The sequence below is a fragment of the Neobacillus sp. YIM B06451 genome, from assembly GCF_032667185.1.
Taxonomy (GTDB): domain Bacteria; phylum Bacillota; class Bacilli; order Bacillales; family Cytobacillaceae; genus Bacillus_D.
Genome location: NZ_JAVFKJ010000014.1, coordinates 23,267 through 41,884, shown reverse-complemented (window position 1 = coordinate 41,884; position 18,618 = coordinate 23,267). Strand labels below are relative to the sequence as shown.

20 protein-coding genes are annotated in these 18,618 nt (G+C 45.9%); 1 reads left to right on the top strand and 19 read right to left on the bottom strand.

Annotation, left to right across the window (positions count from 1 at the left end):
• Positions 1–38 precede the first annotated feature (38 nt).
• From dnaG to rpsU, 19 genes are all read right to left on the bottom strand, one after another.
• Positions 39–1,844, bottom strand: a complete 1,806-nt coding sequence (dnaG, locus tag RB160_RS18905) for a DNA primase (protein WP_316571993.1) — start codon at positions 1,842–1,844, stop codon at positions 39–41.
• Between the two features lie 14 nt (positions 1,845–1,858).
• Positions 1,859–2,350: a YaiI/YqxD family protein gene (locus tag RB160_RS18900; protein WP_316571992.1), complete on the bottom strand. Its 492-nt coding sequence runs from the start codon at positions 2,348–2,350 to the stop codon at positions 1,859–1,861.
• 480 nt (positions 2,351–2,830) lie between these two features.
• Positions 2,831–3,634: a pyruvate, water dikinase regulatory protein gene (locus RB160_RS18895; RefSeq protein WP_316571991.1), complete on the bottom strand. Its 804-nt coding sequence runs from the start codon at positions 3,632–3,634 to the stop codon at positions 2,831–2,833.
• Positions 3,635–3,667: 33 nt separating this feature from the next.
• Positions 3,668–4,300 (bottom strand): transcriptional regulator CcpN, encoded by a 633-nt coding sequence (gene ccpN / locus RB160_RS18890; RefSeq protein ID WP_316571990.1) that lies wholly within the window; start codon positions 4,298–4,300, stop codon positions 3,668–3,670.
• 29 nt (positions 4,301–4,329) lie between these two features.
• A complete protein-coding gene (locus RB160_RS18885) occupies positions 4,330–5,712 on the bottom strand; it encodes a glycine--tRNA ligase (protein WP_316571989.1) in 1,383 nt (460 codons plus the stop codon).
• 303 nt (positions 5,713–6,015) lie between these two features.
• Entirely contained in the window at positions 6,016–6,768 is a 753-nt protein-coding gene (recO, locus tag RB160_RS18880) for a DNA repair protein RecO (protein ID WP_316571988.1), read from the bottom strand.
• Positions 6,769–6,798: 30 nt separating this feature from the next.
• Positions 6,799–6,942, bottom strand: coding sequence for a YqzL family protein (locus tag RB160_RS18875; protein ID WP_316571987.1), 144 nt, complete (start codon positions 6,940–6,942; stop codon positions 6,799–6,801).
• A 137-nt stretch (positions 6,943–7,079) separates the two neighbouring features.
• Positions 7,080–8,003 carry a GTPase Era gene (gene era, locus RB160_RS18870; RefSeq protein WP_316571986.1) on the bottom strand — a complete coding sequence of 308 codons (924 nt, stop codon included), beginning with the start codon at positions 8,001–8,003 and terminating at the stop codon, positions 7,080–7,082.
• Positions 8,004–8,330: 327 nt separating this feature from the next.
• On the bottom strand, positions 8,331–8,729 hold the full coding sequence (locus RB160_RS18865) for a diacylglycerol kinase family protein (RefSeq protein ID WP_316571985.1): 399 nt from the start codon (positions 8,727–8,729) through the stop codon (positions 8,331–8,333).
• Positions 8,707–9,177 (bottom strand): rRNA maturation RNase YbeY, encoded by a 471-nt coding sequence (gene ybeY, locus RB160_RS18860; RefSeq protein WP_316571984.1) that lies wholly within the window; start codon positions 9,175–9,177, stop codon positions 8,707–8,709. Before ybeY ends, RB160_RS18865 begins: the two co-directional genes overlap by 23 nt.
• Positions 9,174–11,357: an HD family phosphohydrolase gene (locus RB160_RS18855; protein WP_316571983.1), complete on the bottom strand. Its 2,184-nt coding sequence runs from the start codon at positions 11,355–11,357 to the stop codon at positions 9,174–9,176. The genes ybeY and RB160_RS18855 overlap by 4 nt, the downstream gene beginning before the upstream one ends.
• Positions 11,358–11,929: 572 nt before the next feature.
• Positions 11,930–12,889 (bottom strand): PhoH family protein, encoded by a 960-nt coding sequence (locus tag RB160_RS18850; RefSeq protein ID WP_316571982.1) that lies wholly within the window; start codon positions 12,887–12,889, stop codon positions 11,930–11,932.
• Positions 12,890–14,080 (bottom strand): sporulation protein YqfD, encoded by a 1,191-nt coding sequence (yqfD, locus tag RB160_RS18845; protein WP_316571981.1) that lies wholly within the window; start codon positions 14,078–14,080, stop codon positions 12,890–12,892.
• A complete protein-coding gene (gene yqfC / locus RB160_RS18840; protein WP_316571980.1) occupies positions 14,077–14,379 on the bottom strand; it encodes a sporulation protein YqfC in 303 nt (100 codons plus the stop codon). The genes yqfD and yqfC overlap by 4 nt, the downstream gene beginning before the upstream one ends.
• A gap of 96 nt (positions 14,380–14,475) precedes the next feature.
• A complete protein-coding gene (locus tag RB160_RS18835) occupies positions 14,476–14,931 on the bottom strand; it encodes a hypothetical protein (RefSeq protein ID WP_316571979.1) in 456 nt (151 codons plus the stop codon).
• Positions 14,932–14,969: 38 nt separating this feature from the next.
• Positions 14,970–15,956, bottom strand: coding sequence for a flotillin-like protein FloA (gene floA / locus RB160_RS18830; RefSeq protein ID WP_316571978.1), 987 nt, complete (start codon positions 15,954–15,956; stop codon positions 14,970–14,972).
• Positions 15,957–16,034: 78 nt separating this feature from the next.
• Positions 16,035–16,670, bottom strand: coding sequence for an NfeD family protein (locus RB160_RS18825; RefSeq protein WP_316571977.1), 636 nt, complete (start codon positions 16,668–16,670; stop codon positions 16,035–16,037).
• 142 nt (positions 16,671–16,812) lie between these two features.
• Positions 16,813–17,256 (bottom strand): GatB/YqeY domain-containing protein, encoded by a 444-nt coding sequence (locus RB160_RS18820; RefSeq protein ID WP_316571976.1) that lies wholly within the window; start codon positions 17,254–17,256, stop codon positions 16,813–16,815.
• Positions 17,257–17,270: 14 nt separating this feature from the next.
• Positions 17,271–17,444, bottom strand: coding sequence for a 30S ribosomal protein S21 (gene rpsU / locus RB160_RS18815; RefSeq protein ID WP_026692851.1), 174 nt, complete (start codon positions 17,442–17,444; stop codon positions 17,271–17,273).
• 236 nt (positions 17,445–17,680) lie between these two features.
• On the opposite strand from rpsU, the gene RB160_RS18810 reads away from it, so the two are divergent.
• Positions 17,681–18,601 carry a Na/Pi symporter gene (locus RB160_RS18810; protein WP_316571975.1) on the top strand — a complete coding sequence of 307 codons (921 nt, stop codon included), beginning with the start codon at positions 17,681–17,683 and terminating at the stop codon, positions 18,599–18,601.
• The last annotated feature ends 17 nt before the right edge of the window (positions 18,602–18,618 follow it).

Sequence of the window (18,618 nt, the reverse complement as noted above, 5' to 3'; positions counted from 1 at the left end):
GGTCCCCCTCCTTTAAAATTCAGGCATATTGCAATGCATTACAATGATTTTTGTAATTCAATTATTTCTTTGCCAAGCTCCATCGCTTTACGGTAATCCTTTTGGGCATCCGCTTCTTTTTGGAGATTGCGTTTTTCTTTTATTTTTAACAACTTTTGATATTTCAACACCTGATGGATATAATCATTAAGTTCCTGTTCGCCCAATTCTTCATTGAGCGTCATCATTTCAATATCGGCAACCATCCTCCTAAGCTTTTCATCCTTAATATAATTCAGGAACTCTCCCAAATCGAATTGTTCCTTTTCCTCATAATAACCGAAAAGATACGTGATGATTGCCTGATGCTCATCATGGTTGAACGTTTTTCCTTTAAGCATTTCCTGTATTTTATAGGCGTTTTCCCTGTCCCTTAGCATATGGGCAATCATCCTGCGCTCTGCATTGTAATGTGCAGGCTTAAGCGCCGACGTTACCGCTGGAATCAGCGGAAGTTCCCTTTTCCCGGGCTTCCCTTCCTGCCTGATGCCTTTTGTTTGGGCGTTTTCCGCCATTTGCTGCTTCAACGCTTCCAATGACAACGAGAATTCAGCCGCGAGCTGCCTTAAATAATGGTCTTTCTCAACCGCTTTTTGGAGGCCGCTTATTTCGCTTACTATCTTTTCGATATAGGCAAGCCTATCTCCTTCATTTTGAAGATTTTTTCCCCTGCGATAGTAATGAAATTTAAATGACATCAAGGTAAGGCTTGATCCTATAATTTCGTTCTTAAATTTTTCGCCGCCGTGTTTCCTTATATAGTCATCGGGATCAAGGCTATCTGGCATCAATGCCACACGGATTTCGATTCCTGCTTCCTTAAGCATGCCTGCCGCCCGGAAAGCTGCTTCAATCCCGGCATTGTCCGAGTCATAGCAGATTGTCACAAATTGGGCATTTCTCCGTATGAGGGAGATATGTTCCTGAGTCAGCGAGGTCCCCATTGTCGCAAGCCCATTTTCTACCCCGGCCCTGTAGGCTGCTATTGTATCGGCAAATCCCTCGAAAAGGACGGCATGGTGCTGCCGACGGATAACCGGTTTTGCCAAATGGAAATTATAAAGGACTTTGCTTTTGTTGAAAATTGGCGTTTCGGGGCTGTTCAGATATTTAACGTCCTCGCCACCCAGGGTTCTGCCCGAAAAAGCAATCGGCTTTCCATTTTGGTCGAACAAAGGGAACATAATTCTGTTCCTGAAACGGTCAAAGTACGTGCCATCCTTCTCCCTTTTAATGATGAGGCCCGCTTTTTCCATTTCTTCGGCCTTAAAACCCCTTTTTTGAAGGAATCCTGTGACGAAATCCCAGGAATCCAGAGCATAGCCAATTTGGAAGGTATCAATTGCCTCCCTTGTAAATCCCCTTGACAGCAGGTATTCAAGGGCTTCCTGCCCCTCCTTTGTATTTACCAACAAATGGTGATAAAATTTTGTAAGTAATTCATGGGCTTCGAAAAAAGGCTGAAAACCCGCCTGCCTGGCACTTTCCGCTTCTGTGGACGCATGGGTGATCCCAAGATCTATCCCCGCCCGATCGGCCAGTTTGGCGGCGGCTTCAACAAATGGCATTCCTTCGAGGTCCATTAAAAAAGAAAAAACATTTCCGCCCGCCCCGCACCCAAAGCAATAATAAATCTGCTTATCGGGAGAAACGGAAAAGGAAGGTGAATTTTCTCCGTGAAACGGGCAAAGGCCAAAATAATTACGGCCTTGTTTCTTCAGCTGCACATATTCACCGACAAAATCCACTATATCAACAGATTGCCTAATCTGATTGACTTTTTCTTCGGGGATGCGCTCAGCCATGAAAACAACTCCAGTTAACGTTCTTGGCCGCCGGGAAATCCGGGGCCTGCACTAACCGACAATAGTTCTGCCAGTTCCTCCACAAACCGGTTCCGTTCCACATCGGTAAATGGAGGGGGACCCTTTCCATAAACGCCTCTGGCGCGGGCCTTTGTTTTGATATACCGGATGTCAAGGGCCGTTTGGATATCTTTTTCCTCAAATAAAATTCCCTTTGGCGATAGGACATAAACCCCTTTCAACAGGAGAGTGGAAGCAAGGCCGATATCCTGAGTGACGACAATGTCTCCTCTGGACGCATGATTCATAATGTAAAGGTCGGCCGCTTCCCGATCCGAATCGACATATTTCCACTCCCACTCCAAATAAAGAGGATTGGACGTGGCGTGGGCATAGGAAGCTACAAAAATGGCCTCAACAGAAAAATCGGACGCCAATTGTGCGATCTCCTCTTTCACAGGGCACGAATCCGCATCCACATACACTGTTCGGTGTTTTTTATCCATAGTACTAATTCTACATCCCCCCGCATATTCCTTCTTTTCCGGCAAAGATTATCGGAGATTGTGTCGAATTTTTTCCTATCCGTTCCCTTGACTTCTGACAATAAATAGTTTATTCCTAGCCGAGCAAGTCTAAACCTGCAATGGCGGTTTTTTTATCACAATTTTTTATTATAGGTCATTTTATAATATTTTGCTATCCATTTGTCTAGTTTTTTTAAGAAATTAAAACATGTAAATAAAAGGAAAACACATGCCCTATTCGGCCATGTGTTTATCCATCTTTCTTAAGGGACAATAAGCCCCTTTAGGGCAACTATCCCTAAGGGGTTTGATTGGTGAGCTACTGTGGAATCTTGCCGCTAGCCTTTTAACGGCTTTTATGAACCAATTGGATTCGTACACCCGCTGAATCTCCGCTTTAGGGGAGGTTCAGCGGCAGCAGAACGCGGCTAACCATCAGCGGAAACCGCTTCTGATGGTTTATCCCCTGTGGACTTTACTTAAAATGAGGTTCGCCGTTTCTTCAACTGCCTTGTTCGTTACGTCGATTACAGGACAGCCAATCTTAGCAATCACCTTGTCAAAGAATTCAAGCTCTTCCTTGATCCTGGTGATATTTGCATAGCTTGCGCTGTCATTCAATCCAAGCGTTTTTAGTCGTTCCCTGCGAATCGAATTCAATTTTTCAGGGCTAATTTTGAGCCCAATGCATTTCTCGGCTGGAACACGGTACAGTTCCTCTGGAGGGTCGACCTCGGGGACAATCGGAATATTGGCGACCTTCAGGCGTTTATGGGCCAAATATTGTGAGAGTGGGGTTTTTGAAGTACGTGAAACCCCTATCAGAATGATATCCGCCTTCATCAGTCCCCTTGGATCTCTTCCATCGTCGTACTTTACAGCAAACTCAATTGCTTCGACCTTTTTAAAATAATCCTCATCCAGCTTCCTGACAAGCCCTGGCTCGAAAAGCGGCGTCTTGCCAGAAAGCTGCTGAATTTGGTCCATTAGCGGCCCAATCAGGTCGACGGCGTATATTCCCGCTTCATTCGCTTTTTCATTCATATACGCACGCATCTGAGGCTTTACAAGTGTAAATGCGATCATCCCTTTATCAAACGCCGCCAGTGAAATAACCTCATCGATATTGTCGGTATCTTCAACATAAGGGAATCTCTTAAGTTTAATATCGTTTCCGTTGAATTGGGTGATTGCCGCTTTTGTTACGAGTTCGGCAGTTTCCCCAACCGAATCGGACACTACATAGATTATTGGCTGGTCCATGGTCGTCTATATTCCCCTCTTCCTAAACTAAGCTCATTCCGCGCTCCCGAGGGATACGAAAGCCTTCGTTATGCTTGTTTTTGTAATACGTCCAATCACTTCAAAGCCTGCTTCCGTTTCCTTGATCACAGGAATCGCGTCAATTTGCCTGTCAATCAACTTTTTCGCGACATCTGTGAGCAGGTCTTCCTTCCTGCACACAGTAATATTAGGCATCCTCGTCATGATAATATTGACTGGAAGGGCGGTTAACTCCTGTTTGCCAAGGCTCGCCCTAAGCAGGTCCTTCCGCGAAAGGACCCCGGCAAGAATTGATTTTTCATCAACCACAAAAAGGGTCCCTATATCCTCCAGAAACATCGTAACAATCGCATCGTATACGGAAACATTTTCATTTACAACAACCGGCCTTGATTGGTAATCGCTAACCATGATTTTTTGAAGCTTTTCGGATAAAAGCTGATCGCCGGATTTCCCTGTATAAAAGTAACCCACCCTTGGCCTGGCATCAAGGAATCCTGCCATTGTCAAAATTGCCAGGTCCGGCCTTAGCGTTGCGCGTGTCAAATTCAGCTTTTCTGCGATATTCTCACCTGTTATCGGCCCGTTTTCCTTGACGATTTGCAAAATTTGATCCTGCCGCTTATTCAGTTCCAAGTCCCTCACCGCCTATTCACTGTGCTACTAAATCCATTCTAAAATTGTGTTTTCTCCCTCAGGAATGCCGTAAGTTCTTCAATCGGAATGCGTGTTTGTTCCATTGTATCCCGGTCCCTGACTGTTACCTTCTTGTCCTCGGCCGTTTCGAAATCAACCGTAATACAGAATGGGGTACCGATTTCATCATGGCGGCGGTACCGCTTTCCAATCGAGCCGGCCTCATCAAAATCAACTGCGAACTCTTTCGCGAGGCTTGCGAAAATTTCCCTTGCGGAGTCGGACAGCTTTTTCGATAACGGCAAAACAGCGGCCTTAAATGGCGCAAGTGCGGGATGGAGATGCATGACGGTCCGTGAAGTGCCGTCTTCAAGCTGTTCTTCTTCATAAGCATCGATCAAATAGGCAAGGGTGACCCGGTCGGCCCCAAGAGAAGGTTCAATGCAATAAGGAACATACTTTTCATTTGTTTCAGGGTCAAGATAATGGAAGTCTTCGCCCGAATACTGCATATGCTGCTTCAAATCATAATCGGTGCGGGAGGCGACGCCCCAAAGTTCGCCCCATCCGAAAGGAAATTTGTATTCAAAGTCGGTAGTCGCGTTGCTGTAGTGTGACAATTCATCATCGGAATGGTCACGGAGCCTCAGGTTCTCCTTTTTCATCCCTAGTGAAAGCAGCCACTTCTCCGCGAACTCTTTCCAGTAAGCGAACCATTCAAGCTCGGTACCCGGCTTGCAGAAAAATTCAAGCTCCATCTGCTCAAATTCCCTCGTGCGGAAAGTAAAGTTCCCCGGGGTAATCTCATTACGGAAGCTTTTGCCAATTTGGGCAATACCAAATGGGAGCTTCTTCCTCATCGTCCTCTGGACATTTTTGAAATTGACGAAAATTCCCTGGGCTGTTTCCGGGCGAAGGAAAATTTCGTTCGCGCTTGACTCGGTAACCCCTTGGAACGTCTTGAACATAAGGTTGAATTGCCTTATGCCGGTGAATTCCTTGCTGCCGCAATCAGGGCATGCAATATCGTGATCCTTAATCAGTTCTTCCATTTTTTCAAATGGAAGGCCATCGACAACAAGTTCAATACCTTTTTCATCCAACGCATTTTCGATAATTTTATCTGCGCGGTGCCTTGATTTACACTTTTTGCAGTCAATCATTGGGTCATTGAAATTACCTATGTGACCGGACGCTTCCCAAGTCCTCGGGTTCATTAAAATAGCTGCGTCAAGCCCGACATTATAAGGGGATTCCTGGACGAACTTCTTCCACCATGCCTTTTTGATATTGTTTTTCAGTTCGACCCCGAGCGGGCCGTAATCCCATGTATTTGCAAGCCCCCCATATATTTCGGAACCCGGAAACACAAAGCCCCGGTGTTTTGCATGGGAGACAATCTGGTCCATTGAAACGCTCATTTTACATTTCTCCTTTGTGATAGTTTGTGTATTCTGGCTCGAAACAAAAAAACCCCCGCCTCTATGCCAGAAAGCATAGGGACGAGAGTTTACCCGCGGTTCCACCCTATTTGCTGCACGAATGCAGCCTCTTTAAAAAAATGTTGCTCCGGAACTCCCTTCCCAGGTTTCCCGTCCTCCGGCTTCCACCATCCCGGATTCGCTTTTACAGGAGCAGCCAGGTACTCTTTTCCATCTTTGCAACTATGAAATTTAAATACTTTATTAAGATAGTAGCGAAAAAGGGAATGGATGTCAACTCCATTAAACCATGCCCCTCAGGCTGTCCATTGAATCAAGGAACCTTTTTGATTTAAGGCTTAGGCCCGAGTATTCTTCATAATACGCCGAAATGATCCGCTTTAGCTCATCCTTCGTTTCCTTCTTGACCGATATATTGCCAAGGCGAGAGAGGTCAAAGTAATAAAACAGCCTGAGAAGCCTTGCTCCCGCCTGGGAAAGCTTGAAATGGTACGGGTCATTTTCTATGCAGCGGTGGCAAATGAACCCACCTTCCCTAATGGAAAAAGAAAAATGCCCGTCTGTGCTGCCACAAACGGCGCATTGATCAAGAATGGGGTAAAGGCCCATCACATTCAGCATTTTCATCTCATAAATGAACATGAGAATTTCGGGATCGTACCCCTCATTTAAATAATTTAAGGTCTGGTAAAGCAGTTCGAATAAAAACGGGTTGGGCTTTCTGTCCTCCGCAGCCTTATCGGTCAGTTCTGCAATATAGCTTGCATAGGCCGTAAGGAATATATCTTCGCGAATCGACTTCATAGAAGAAATAATCTCCCCCTGCTGGAGGCTTCCCATCCCGCTGCTTTTATGGACCAAAAAATATCCATGTGTCAGGAGCTGGGTCGCCGCAGAGAGCCTGCTGTTCGGCTTTTTCGCCCCCCTGGCCATCGCTCCAATTTTCCCCCATTCACGGGTAAATAAAGTGACAACCTTGTTCGTTTCACCGTAATCGGTTGTCCGTATGATGATGCCTTCACATTTTTGAAGCATCCCATTCACCATCCAGGTATGTTGACAAACTTATGAAACAGGATAATCTGCTTGCGCTAGCTCTTCGTCGAAATTGCCGGGTATTTCTGCTCTTTCCTTCTCCATTTCCTTAAAGAGAAGATATGTGTCAATATTACCTGTTTGACTGAACACCTTCCAGGTAAAATCCAACATTGAAAACCCCATCCTTTCCTTAATAGACTAGCTTGTAATCATAATCCCTGGTTACATTTATCTTAGCCTGCCATTCGAAAATAATAATGCGAAAATATTGTTAATCGTGTCCATGTATAGATTTGAACTACCCTAATTTAATACTCATCTTCACGGAACCCAAATTCACGCAGCCTAGACATTTTGTTCCGCCAATCCTTCTGCACTTTTACCCAAAGTTCCAAATACACTTTTGTTCCAAGAAGCTGCTCAATGTCCATTCTTGCCCGCTTCCCGATTTCCTTTAGCATCCCGCCCTGTTTCCCTATAATGATTCCTTTTTGCGAGTCGCGCTCGACGATGATAGCGGCCATGACGTGGACCATATCCTTATTTTCATCGCGTTCCATCTTTTCGATAATGACCGCCAATGAATGGGGAACTTCTTCTCTCGTCAGATGAAGCGCCTTCTCCCTAATTAATTCGGAAACAATAAACCGTTCTGGATGATCGGTTACCTGGTCGGCCGGGTAAAATTGCGGCCCTTCCGGCAAGTACTCCTTTATTTGTCCAAGAAGGCGGTCAACATTGTTCCCTTCCAGTGCAGAAATCGGTACAATCGCTTCAAACGCATGCCGATTCTTGTAATCATCAATAATTTCAAGCAATTTGTCAGGATGGACTTTATCGATTTTATTAATGATCAGGAATACCGGCGTTTTGACAGATTGCAGTTTTTCAATGATGAATTCCTCGCCTTTACCAAAACCTTCTTCGGCACTTACCATGAACAGGACAAGGTCGACCCCTTTTAAGGTATTTTGGGCCACCTTCATCATGAAGTCGCCAAGTCTATGTTTGGGCTTGTGGATGCCCGGCGTGTCAATGAATATAAGCTGTGCATCTTCGAGGGTCAGCACCCCCTGCACCTTATTCCGGGTTGTTTGCGGCTTATCGCTCATAATGGCGATTTTTTGCCCGATCACCCTGTTTAAAAAAGTGGATTTGCCTACATTTGGGCGCCCAATAATTGAGATAAATCCCGACTTGTGGCCTTTTTCCACACTTGCTCCATTTGCCATGCTTGCAATCCTCCGGTAGTTAGCTATGAAGGAAAAAACCTTCTGCTGTAGTTTCTTTTATTGCCTCTTTGCAAATTGTTAAACCTTTTTTCTCCCTTGGAATAATAGTTCGCAAGGGATGAAATTAATTATTTTCTTCTTCCATCTTACCTTAAATTGAGGAGTGTTTCATCCCTCCAAAGACATTTCCCAAAAATAATTTTGAATTTTCTTGAAATTATTTTATTTTCCTATTGCTTGTTTCGCCATTGTAGCAATATACACTCCAGAATTCAAATCGGCCAGGATTTTTTTCAAAAATAAAAAGGCAGGAACTGTGCCTGCCTTTTACCTTCCGACCATTGCCACTACTTTGGGCAAAAAAATGATGACCCCAATCAAAATGGACAAGCAGGCATAAACAAGCACAGCCCCCGCTGCGATATCCTTTGCCTGTTTCGCTACCGGGTGGAATTCTTTCGTTACGAGGTCGACCACCCTTTCCACCGCCGTATTCATCAGTTCAAGCGCTAGCATTCCCCCAATCGCCAAAAGGATAAAGAGCCATTCCAATTTGGATATGGAGAAAAAAATGGAAAGGCAGACGGCTGCAATACCTGTGGCTATATGGATTTGCATGTTCCTTTCTTTTTGGGCCGCGGTCAATATTCCCGTTATGGCGTAACCGAACGATTTCAATAGGCGTCTTATGAATGTCCCGTCCTTACCTGGTGAGCCCGTATCCATCGAGAATGTCCTTCTGAAGCGAAAACATCTCCTTTTCATCCGCTTCTGTTTCATGGTCATATCCTAGGAGATGAAGGAATCCGTGAACGGCAAGGAACCCAAGTTCACGCATAAACGAATGCCCGTACTCCTCCGCTTGTTCAATTGTTTTCGGAACGGAAATGATAATGTCTCCTAATATCCTTGGCAAATCGCCACCGGAAACTTCAATCTCTCCTTCGCCCGGCTCTTCCATTGGGAACGACAGTACATCGGTGGGGGCATCCTTCTGCCTGTACTCATGGTTGATTTCCTGAATCCGTTCATTTCCTACAAACGTAACCGAGACTTCACTGCCCTCTTCGATATTCATTTGAAGTCCGGCGTAATTAAGCAGGCTTTCAAGCCGGGAGATATCTTCCTCCGCCACCACTCCAGTTTCATCCAAAAAATCAATGATCATTTTCATGCATCCATCACCTTTTGTTTTGTCATATCTGTAGGGTATTCTATCCTTGAATGGAAAATCCCCTTCAGCGTTTCACAAAGTGTATGTTCCACCACTTTTATTTCCCTTAGCGTTAAATCACACTCATTGAGTTGGCCATCCTGGAGCTTGTCCGAAATAATTGAATGGACAAGGGCTTCGATTTGCTCCGGAGTCGGTTGCGCCATTGAGCGCACCGCCGCTTCTACACTGTCGGCAATCCCGATAATGGCCGCCTCTTTCGACTGGGCTTTCGGTCCGGGATAACGAAAATCGGCTTCGTTAACATTTCCCGCCTGTTTTGCTTTATGGTAAAAGAATTTTATTAACGACGTTCCATGGTGCTGTTCGGCAATGTCGACGATTTCTTTAGGCATATGATGCTTTTTCAGCATTGCAGCCCCATCTGTAGCGTGCCCAATAATGATTTGCGCGCTTTTCCCCGGCGACAGCCGATCATGAGGGTTATCCCTGTTGATTTGGTTTTCGATAAAGAACAGAGGTCGCTTTGTCTTTCCAATATCGTGATAATAGCATCCAACCCTGGCAAGGAGACCATTTGCGCCAATTGCCTCACAAGCGGCTTCCGACATATTTGCGACCATCACACTGTGGTGATACGTTCCCGGTGCCTCTGTTAGGATTTTTTTCAAAAGCGGATGATTCGGGTTGGACAACTCAATCAGCCTCATTGTAGACAGAATACCGAAGCTGGCCTCAAGGAATGGCAAAAGGCCCATTGCCAGGACCGCGGATGCAATCCCGGATACAGCGGAAAAAATAAAGATGAGGCCATATTCCATTCCAGAATACTGGGTGTTTCTAAGAAATAGTAAAGAAAATATGACCGAAAAATTCACGAAAGAAACGAAAACTCCAGCTGGAAGTATCTTTGACCTTGCACTATGATCCTTAAGGAAAAGGGTTACCGCCAAGCCTGCGCAAAGGATATAAATCCCCGCAGACATATTCAGAGCCCCTGTTGTTTCTCCATTGAAAATGATGCTTCCGCAAATCCCCTGGACCGCTGCAGTAAGCCAGGCAAGCCTTTCGTCAATCAAAATTTTAATCATCATGCCGGCCATCGCCGCAGGGAACAGGAAGCTGATTCCCTCATATCCAAATTGCTGGAACTGGCTGACAGTTTTCATGAGAATGATTGAAAACGAGAAAACAATCCCAAAGAGAAGCAGATCCGTCTGCTTTTGATCAGGCTGGCTTTTTCGCTCCAAAAAATAATAATATATGGCTGATAAAATAATTGTAATCAGGAACAGCAGCCCAAGAAGCGGCTTCTTTGAATCCTGGCTATCCAGAAGGCCAGCCAATTTGAGCTGCCTGTAAATTTCATGGCTGATCAATTCGCCTTCTTCGACAATTACCTGCCCTTCGAGGATTTTGACTGGCTCCACGGTTTCTGCGGTACGCCTACGCGCTTCCTCCGTTGCCTGCGGATCATAAAACTCGTTTTGGATAACCGCGTACCTTCCCAAAAGAATCGCGGCCCGTTTCAGTCCGGGCGTTAACGTTGAAAATTTCAATTCCTCTTCAACTTTCTTTTTCGAATTTTCAACCTCATCAGCCGGGATGGGTTTACTCATTTCGTTATTGACAGCCGTTACCGTAAGGTCCTTGGCGATTGTCAATTGCCCTTTATCGGCGGAAACAAGTGCGATAAAAGCCTCATCCGGCAATTCCTCAATAACAGATTGGGTAAGCCTCTCTTTTAGCCTTTTCACCTTGTCGGCAACCGGAACTTCCTTGGATGTAGCGGGCTTTGGGCCGCTGGATTCTCCGTCCTCGTTTGGTTTCCTCAATTCTTCCTGTATTTCCTGGTTAACCTTGATTGCCGTATCAAAAATCGAGGCCACCAAATCGACCTGGTTTTGGGTATACTCACTTTTTAGCGTATATACCCCCTTGACACGTTCAAGTTCCTGCTTACGTTTCTCCTCTGTACTTTCTTTATCCTCAACAGTAATCGGCGATACTACTGTCTTTTCCGCAATGTTAAAAAGCCCAAGCTTTAATTTATCCGGTTTCACATTCCCATACATCGCCAAAAACAGGATTACCCCGATAAGGGCAAAGAAAAGAATGCGGAAAAAAGCTATATCAAGCAGCCGTTTAATTTTCTGAAACTGGTACCGAAGCATAACCATACTGGTTCCCCTTTCCCGAAAGCGAGGCTCTTTCAATTTGCTCTCTATGTGTTTCCTGAATTTACTGGCATCGCTTCCCTTTTCAAAATCATAACAGGTTTTCCAGCAAGTTTCACTTATATTTCCAGAAGAACAAAATGCGGAAGCGCCTTCGTGACAGACAAAGACCGCCTGTCACTGCGATGATTACTCTTAGGAGCTTTCCTTAGTGGTCAGCCCCGACCAGCATAAGACGGGGCCCGCAGGACATTGAATGGCATCCCTGAATAGGCCCACGCACGAAGGAAATGCGGGCATTTCCGAGGACGGGCCTGCCCTCCGGAGGGAACCGGCTTATGACCTCGAGGGGCTAGGCGCTCCTCGGAAAAGAAAAACACTTTTCCTTCGTGCGATGCTATGCTGCCGTAGCTTTCCTTGTGGAGCTGGATTACAATAACTTATTTTGAGTTAACCAAAATGTTCAATTTTAAAATTGCCTAAACAATGAAAGAGAGAAACCGGAAGATAGGAGAATACATAGATTACCGGGAAAAGTGATGAATTGGAAAAGCTGCCCCAAATGGAGCAGCCTGTCATTCAACTTTGCCATATGCCTCGATGATTCGCCCGACGAGAGGATGCCGGACAACATCGCTTTGTTCAAGGCGGACGAAAGCGATTCCCCTGACTCCATCAAGGATTTCCTCGGCCGAAAACAATCCGGACTTCGCGCCTTTCGGAAGGTCTACCTGGGTTTTGTCCCCGGTTATGACCATTTTTGATCCAAACCCAAGGCGGGTAAGGAACATTTTCATCTGGGCATGGGTTGTGTTTTGGGCTTCGTCCAGGATGACGAACGCCTCATCCAGTGTCCTTCCCCTCATATAGGCAAGCGGGGCAATTTCAATCGTTCCCCGCTCAATCAGCCTGACGGTATGTTCCATTCCAAGTACATCATGGAGGGCATCATAGAGGGGCCTCAAATACGGGTCAACCTTTTCCTTCAGGTCCCCCGGCAGGAAACCAAGGCTTTCCCCCGCTTCGACAGCCGGCCTTGTCAAAATGATTTTGTTCACGGTTCCGTTTTTGAGGGCGGCCACCGCCATGACGACAGCAAGATACGTTTTTCCAGTACCAGCAGGCCCGATTCCGAATACCATATCATTCTTTTTAATGGCATTGATATAATATCCCTGCCCAATCGTTTTGACCCTTATCGCTTTGCCCCGGGCGTTCCTGGCGATTTCCTCCTCGAATAAATTTTCGAAGTAGTCCAGAGTCCCCTTCCTGGCAAGCTCAATCGCATAAAGTACATCTCGCTGCCCGATAGCAATGCCTTTCCGGATGACATGCACGAGCTTATCAAGCACCGAGGCGGCCAGTTCCGCGTTTTCCTCAGGTCCCGCCACATGGACGGCCTCGCCCCTGGATATGACCGAAACCTGAAGCTCCTGTTCCAAAATTTTAAGGTTTGAATCCGAGTTTCCAAAAAGAGTAACTGCCTCATTTGGATTATCAAGCTGAAGTTGAATCATTCTTGAATTTTCAGTCATTCATGAGTCTCCTTGGATAATGGGTTGTCCTATCGCAATATTTTCTACAACTGTATAAAGAATTGACAGCTTTACTTTACCATTCACAATCGTGCTGTGCAAAATTTTTTCACCTTTTATCATAGCATTTTCATCTATATGTTTTTTTATATCTGCCCTAGCCAGCTCAGAAGCCCTTTCAGTCGCCTCTTTGCCAGAGTAAATCCTTCTTACTTCTTCTCGTTCCCGCATCGTCTTGTTCACATATGCAATAGGAAGCTCCCATTTGAATAGTTTCATTCGTGCGGCGGATGTTTCTGTTTCGTAATTCTTAAAGTTTATTTTCCCGAATCCCCATATTGGAAACTCAAAGTTGCCAACGTGCAGAAAATGCTTTTGCTGCTCCTGGCCATTAAATACCTGGAATGTAGCGGCTAAGGGAAGTTCGATCTCCCCCCTGTACAATGTTTCACCCCAGATTTCACCCTTTGCGGCCACCGCTTCAAACGCTCCTTCCCTTCCAATGAGCCCGGATACAAGGAGCTGTCCGGGCACGACACGGTCACTTACCTCAAAAAGCTTTTGGCCTTTTTCGATAAAATAATTTGTAATCACCGCTTCCTTTTTTGCAATCAAGTGCCTCGGTCCAATCGATTCTGGATCCTTTGGCTGTTTTTTCTCGACAACACGAAAATGGAAGGTGGTACCGCGGAGTTCAACCCCTACCCAGGTAATTGCCTCGACCCGATTCGTCAGCTCCTTCTGTATTGTTTCAACGCTTTCAAGGAAAAACATCGCCTTCCCTCTTTTTACCCCAAGCTTGTCCAGTTCCTGGCGAATCTTATATTCGGTCGCGGGTTTTGCTCCTTTTATTTCTATACCCCAAACGATATTTGATAACAACATAATTACAGAGAAAAAAAAGACGGCGCCAATTAAAAACCCGCTATTCTTTAGGAGCCTTTTTAAAAGGAAAGGAGCTCCCTTCCTTCTGATGAAAGACACCTTGCATCCACTCCCCCTCGCAAACTTCCGGATTCGCAAGGCGTCGCCAAGGCGCATCGTAAAATGGACTGCCTCGGGAGAAATTCTCCTAGCATTCCATATTTGAATTCCGTTCTTTGCCAGTACATTCAGGAAACGCTCGATTCCCCTGCCAGTAAGCTTCACCGTCACTTTGCCAGATAAAAACTCCACCCACTGATTTTTCATTTTGGCCCCCCGGCATCTTCCTGAATATAAATAACCTGTTCAATTTTTCCTTCGAGCAAAATTTCTTCAGGCAAGATGGTTTTAATAACAAATGCTTTTCCTTTTATTAAAAGCTGCCCCTTTTTCAGCAGCAGCCTTATTTCCCTGTCTGTGAAGGCAAGCAGCCCGCGATGGTTTTCGACATAAATATGGATTTGGCCAATCATTGTAATTCTTGGCAAATCCATCATGACGTCCTGGGGAAGATCCATCTTTGCTGCAACCCATTTTCGGAGGCGCTGGCCCCATTTTTTTGCCATAAAAAAAGAACCTCCTTTCACTCCATATATTTATGAAATGAAAGAAGGTTCTAGCACCTGTTTTTCTATCCAAGCTCTAAAAGCAGGGCAATCCGGCTATCTTTTGAAATAAGGTTTTTTTGATCGGGGCGGGCCGAGAATTTCCGCCCACACAACGGCATCTGCAAGATTTTTCTCCGTTGCCGCCACTATGGACTTTTCCTTCGTGTCCTTGCCTTCGTCCGTATCCTGAAGCAGGGGCCTATTGGATTGTTCACCTTTTTCGATTGCCGCCAATACGGGAGCTTGGTTTACAGCCTCCCGGACAGCTTCGGCCTTCCGGGATTGCGTTTGTATCTGGGGCTTCTCTCGCCTTTCGGGTCGCCTGTCGGTATCCCGTTGTTCGCCCTTGGTTACTTCGCCATACATTTCCTGCAGCTCTCGAGCTAGCTCAGGAAGCCTGCCAGGACGCTTGTTTTTGTTTTCAGGTTTCGCTTTGATTTTTGAGAACATGGAAGATATTATTGCAATTAACACAAACAATAGGATTGGATTTTCAAAAAGCCTTTCCATTAGGAGCCTCCTTCCCTGCCTTCAGCAGTTCCAGGCTGTTACTGGCCATCTTTTTTATCCTTGCCCATTTTGCCGATCGAATCTCTCATATCGGTATCGGCGTTGATATTCTTGAAATTAAAGTAGTCCATGACGCCGATGTTGCCAGTTTTCAGTGCTTCCGCCATCGCGAGCGGTACTTCAGCCTCCGCCTGGACAACCTTCGCCCTCATTTCCTCTACCCTGGCCCTCATTTCCTGCTCACTCGCTACCGCCATCGCGCGGCGCTCCTCAGCTTTTGCCTGGGCAATTTTCTTATCGGCCTCGGCTTGTTCAGTTTGAAGCTCAGCTCCGATATTTTTGCCAATGTCAACATCCGCGATATCGATGGACAGAATTTCAAATGCCGTTCCTGCATCAAGGCCCTTCGATAGAACTGTTTGGGAAATCAGATCTGGATTTTCAAGTACCTTGCTATGGTTCTCGGAAGAACCAATCGTCGAGACAACGCCTTCACCGACACGGGCGACAACGGTTTCTTCACCGGCGCCACCAACAAGACGGTCAATGTTCGCGCGTACTGTAATCCTAGCTTTTGCCTTCACTTCAATACCGTTCATCGCAACCCCTGCGATGAATGGTGTTTCAATAACTTTTGGGTTAACACTCATTTGTACTGCTTCAAGCACGTCACGCCCGGCAAGGTCAATCGCCGCGCTTCGTTCGAACGACAGCTCGATATTCGCCCTGTGGGCGGCAATAAGCGCGTTTACGACCCTGTCCACGTTTCCCCCGGCCAAATAATGGCTCTCAAGCTGGTTCGTCGAAACATTTAGGCCCGCTTTATGTGCCTTAATAAGCGGGTTGATGACCCGGTGCGGTGTCACGCGGCGGAGCCTCATCCCGATTAGGGTGAAAATGCTCACTCTTACACCCGCCGCAAGAGCTGATATCCATAGCATGACCGGGACGAAAGACAGCAATATCCCGAATAAAATGACCGCGACCGCTACAATCGCAATAATAAAAACAGCTTCATTTGTCATAAAGTTTCATCCTCCTTCATTCTATATCCTAATAGGTGAAATGCTGTGAAGCCAACTTTCCGTTTTGTTTTGGCTGCTTCACTTTATTTCCCTTACTACAACACGTGGACCCTCAACTTCAATTACTTTAATCCTTGCATTTTTCGCAATGAAGGACCCTTCCGTTACCACATCGACCCGTTCATTGCCGAAAATTGCGGTGCCGGCAGGACGCAGGACGGTCTGCGCAACCCCTTCCCTGCCCATAAGGTCGTTCCTGTTTTCGTTCGAAACATAGCCATCTTCCTTTCGGGCTGTGTCAAACAGGACCATTGAATTAAAAATGGTCATTTTTTTATGGAACACTTTTATTAACAATATGAATAAGACAATTGAAAATAATAGCGAGATAAGCAGTGAAACCCCCATCTGAAATGTGTTTTCCCCCGCCATGAATAAACTTCCCACCAGCGCCGCAATCCCCAGTGTTCCGGCTACCGCGCCCGGAAGGAAAAACTCAAGGAAAATTAGAATAATGCCTGCGATAAAAAGGGCGAGCGTACCAAAACCCGCTAGTCCGGCCATAAAGTGGCCGTAAAAAAACAGCAGCAGCGCGGAGAGGCCGACAAGCCCCGGCAAGCCAATTCTTGGTGAAAACAATTCCAGGACCATCGCCATCCCTGCTATGCACAGCAACACAGTTACAACAATAGGGTCTGTAATAAATTCGGTCATTCCTATCCCCCTCCCTAAATCTCTTGCTCTATTATGTACGTAACACGGGCCTGAAAGTTTCAATACTCTAATACAAAATTTGGCTTTATCAACTCATAGTAAAACCGCAGGCTTTCGCCTGCGGCCATTGATGTCAGTTGAATTATGAAAGGTGTTGTTGCACAAGTTTATTAACAAGTGAACCGTCTGCCTTGCCTTTAACCTTTGGCATGATGGCAGCCATCACTTTTCCCATATCCGCTTTGGAACTTGCACCGGTTTCCGCAATTGTTTCCTTCACAATTCCCTCCAGTTCCTCTTCGGAAAGCTGCTGAGGCATGTAAAGTTCCACAATCGAAAGTTCCTGGCGCAATTTTTCAACAAGGTCAGGACGACCTGCTTTATCAAATTCATGAAGGGAGTCTTTCCGTTGTTTCATTTCGCGTGAAAGGACAGTCAGCTCTTCTTCCCCGGTCAATTCGCGGCCATGCTTAATGGCTTCATTCTGCATGGAGGCCTTGATCATCCGGATAACGGTAAGCTTGTCTTTGTCTTTTGATTTCATCGCTTGTTTCATATCATTATTCAAACGCTCGAGAAGACTCATAGGTCCACCCTCTCTTACCACTTACGTTTTCTGGCTGCTTCAGACTTCTTCTTACGCTTTACACTTGGTTTTTCGTAGAATTCGCGCTTTCTAGCTTCTTGCAATGTACCAGTTTTAGAAACTGTACGTTTGAAGCGACGAAGAGCATCTTCAAGCGATTCGTTTTTACGAACGACGGTTTTAGACATTCTCTTTCCCTCCCTCCGAACACAACACACTCACATCAAACACATGGAAATCCATGTACTTTGCCATTATAATACAACCTGTTATTGAGGTCAACTGAATTTACGTTCTGGATGAAGTTTAGTGTCCATCTTTTTTAAAATAATCCCGATTTAATAAGCCCAAACGGCGACCATAAAGAAAAAAAGAATCATTCTCTCCCCGGACAGGCCATAGACTGGTAAAGGGAGTGGATGCCGTGAAATACATTGTTTTATTTTGTTTATGCATTGGGCTGTTCATTTTTGGGATGACCATTATCAGGATCGGGATGTTCAATATTTCCGGGAACCGGCTGAAGCGGCTGCTCCAAAAATTGACGAGCACCCCATTCAAGGGTATGGCCACCGGCACATTGGTTACAGCTGTCCTCCAAAGCAGCTCGACTGTCATGGTTTTGGCGATAGGATTGATTTCCGCAAGAATTCTCACCTTTCCCCAATCAATCGGGATTATATTGGGAACGAATATCGGGACAACGTTCAAAACGGAATTAATTACCTTTGATTTGGGAAAAATCCTGATTCCAATCGCAATTGCCGGCGGTATATTAATTTTCACAAGGAAGGTCGTTTGGAGAAGTGCCGGGATGGTCCTCCTCGGCATTGCGTCTGTCTTTACGGCTATGAAAGGGTTCGAGGCATTATCGCTGCCCCTGACGTCTGTAGAGGCCGTCCATAAGCTCCTTTTGTCTTTAAACGAGCATATCCTCGTGGGCATAGCGGCCGGAGCTCTCATGACCGCCATTATCCAGTCCAGTACGGCAATGACAGGAATAGCGATGGGGTTCCTTACTTCCAGCGTTCTCGGGCTCGAGGCGGGGATTGCCGTCATGCTTGGGGCGAATATCGGGACATGCATTACCGCGCTAATCGCGGCAATCGGAGGCGGCGAGGAAGCAAGGCTAGCAGCATTCGCCCATGTTTGGCTGAATGTCATTGGCGTCCTGCTATTTATACCGCTCATTCCCTCGCTTGGTAATCTGGGGCCTGCCATCGCCAAATCGCCTGATGTCCAGCTCGCCCATATCAGCGTTATCTTCAATGTTGCGACTTCTTTGCTGGCACTGCCTTTCGCGGAAAGATTCGGGAGGATGATTATGTATTTCCACGCTAAATAGGGTGTGAAGGCTATTTT

Coding starts and splice junctions, on each gene's coding strand:
- dnaG (WP_316571993.1), bottom strand. CDS start 1,844: ATGGCTGAGCGCATCCCCGAAGAAAAAGTCAATCAGATTAGGCAATCT.
- RB160_RS18900 (WP_316571992.1), bottom strand. CDS start 2,350: ATGGATAAAAAACACCGAACAGTGTATGTGGATGCGGATTCGTGCCCT.
- RB160_RS18895 (WP_316571991.1), bottom strand. CDS start 3,634: ATGGACCAGCCAATAATCTATGTAGTGTCCGATTCGGTTGGGGAAACT.
- RB160_RS18885 (WP_316571989.1), bottom strand. CDS start 5,712: ATGAGCGTTTCAATGGACCAGATTGTCTCCCATGCAAAACACCGGGGC.
- recO (WP_316571988.1), bottom strand. CDS start 6,768: ATGCTTCAAAAATGTGAAGGCATCATCATACGGACAACCGATTACGGT.
- RB160_RS18875 (WP_316571987.1), bottom strand. CDS start 6,942: ATGTTGGATTTTACCTGGAAGGTGTTCAGTCAAACAGGTAATATTGAC.
- era (WP_316571986.1), bottom strand. CDS start 8,003: ATGGCAAATGGAGCAAGTGTGGAAAAAGGCCACAAGTCGGGATTTATC.
- RB160_RS18865 (WP_316571985.1), bottom strand. CDS start 8,729: ATGGATACGGGCTCACCAGGTAAGGACGGGACATTCATAAGACGCCTA.
- ybeY (WP_316571984.1), bottom strand. CDS start 9,177: ATGAAAATGATCATTGATTTTTTGGATGAAACTGGAGTGGTGGCGGAG.
- RB160_RS18855 (WP_316571983.1), bottom strand. CDS start 11,357: ATGGTTATGCTTCGGTACCAGTTTCAGAAAATTAAACGGCTGCTTGAT.
- RB160_RS18850 (WP_316571982.1), bottom strand. CDS start 12,889: ATGACTGAAAATTCAAGAATGATTCAACTTCAGCTTGATAATCCAAAT.
- yqfD (WP_316571981.1), bottom strand. CDS start 14,080: ATGAAAAATCAGTGGGTGGAGTTTTTATCTGGCAAAGTGACGGTGAAG.
- yqfC (WP_316571980.1), bottom strand. CDS start 14,379: ATGGCAAAAAAATGGGGCCAGCGCCTCCGAAAATGGGTTGCAGCAAAG.
- RB160_RS18835 (WP_316571979.1), bottom strand. CDS start 14,931: ATGGAAAGGCTTTTTGAAAATCCAATCCTATTGTTTGTGTTAATTGCA.
- floA (WP_316571978.1), bottom strand. CDS start 15,956: ATGACAAATGAAGCTGTTTTTATTATTGCGATTGTAGCGGTCGCGGTC.
- RB160_RS18825 (WP_316571977.1), bottom strand. CDS start 16,670: ATGACCGAATTTATTACAGACCCTATTGTTGTAACTGTGTTGCTGTGC.
- RB160_RS18820 (WP_316571976.1), bottom strand. CDS start 17,256: ATGAGTCTTCTCGAGCGTTTGAATAATGATATGAAACAAGCGATGAAA.
- rpsU (WP_026692851.1), bottom strand. CDS start 17,444: ATGTCTAAAACCGTCGTTCGTAAAAACGAATCGCTTGAAGATGCTCTT.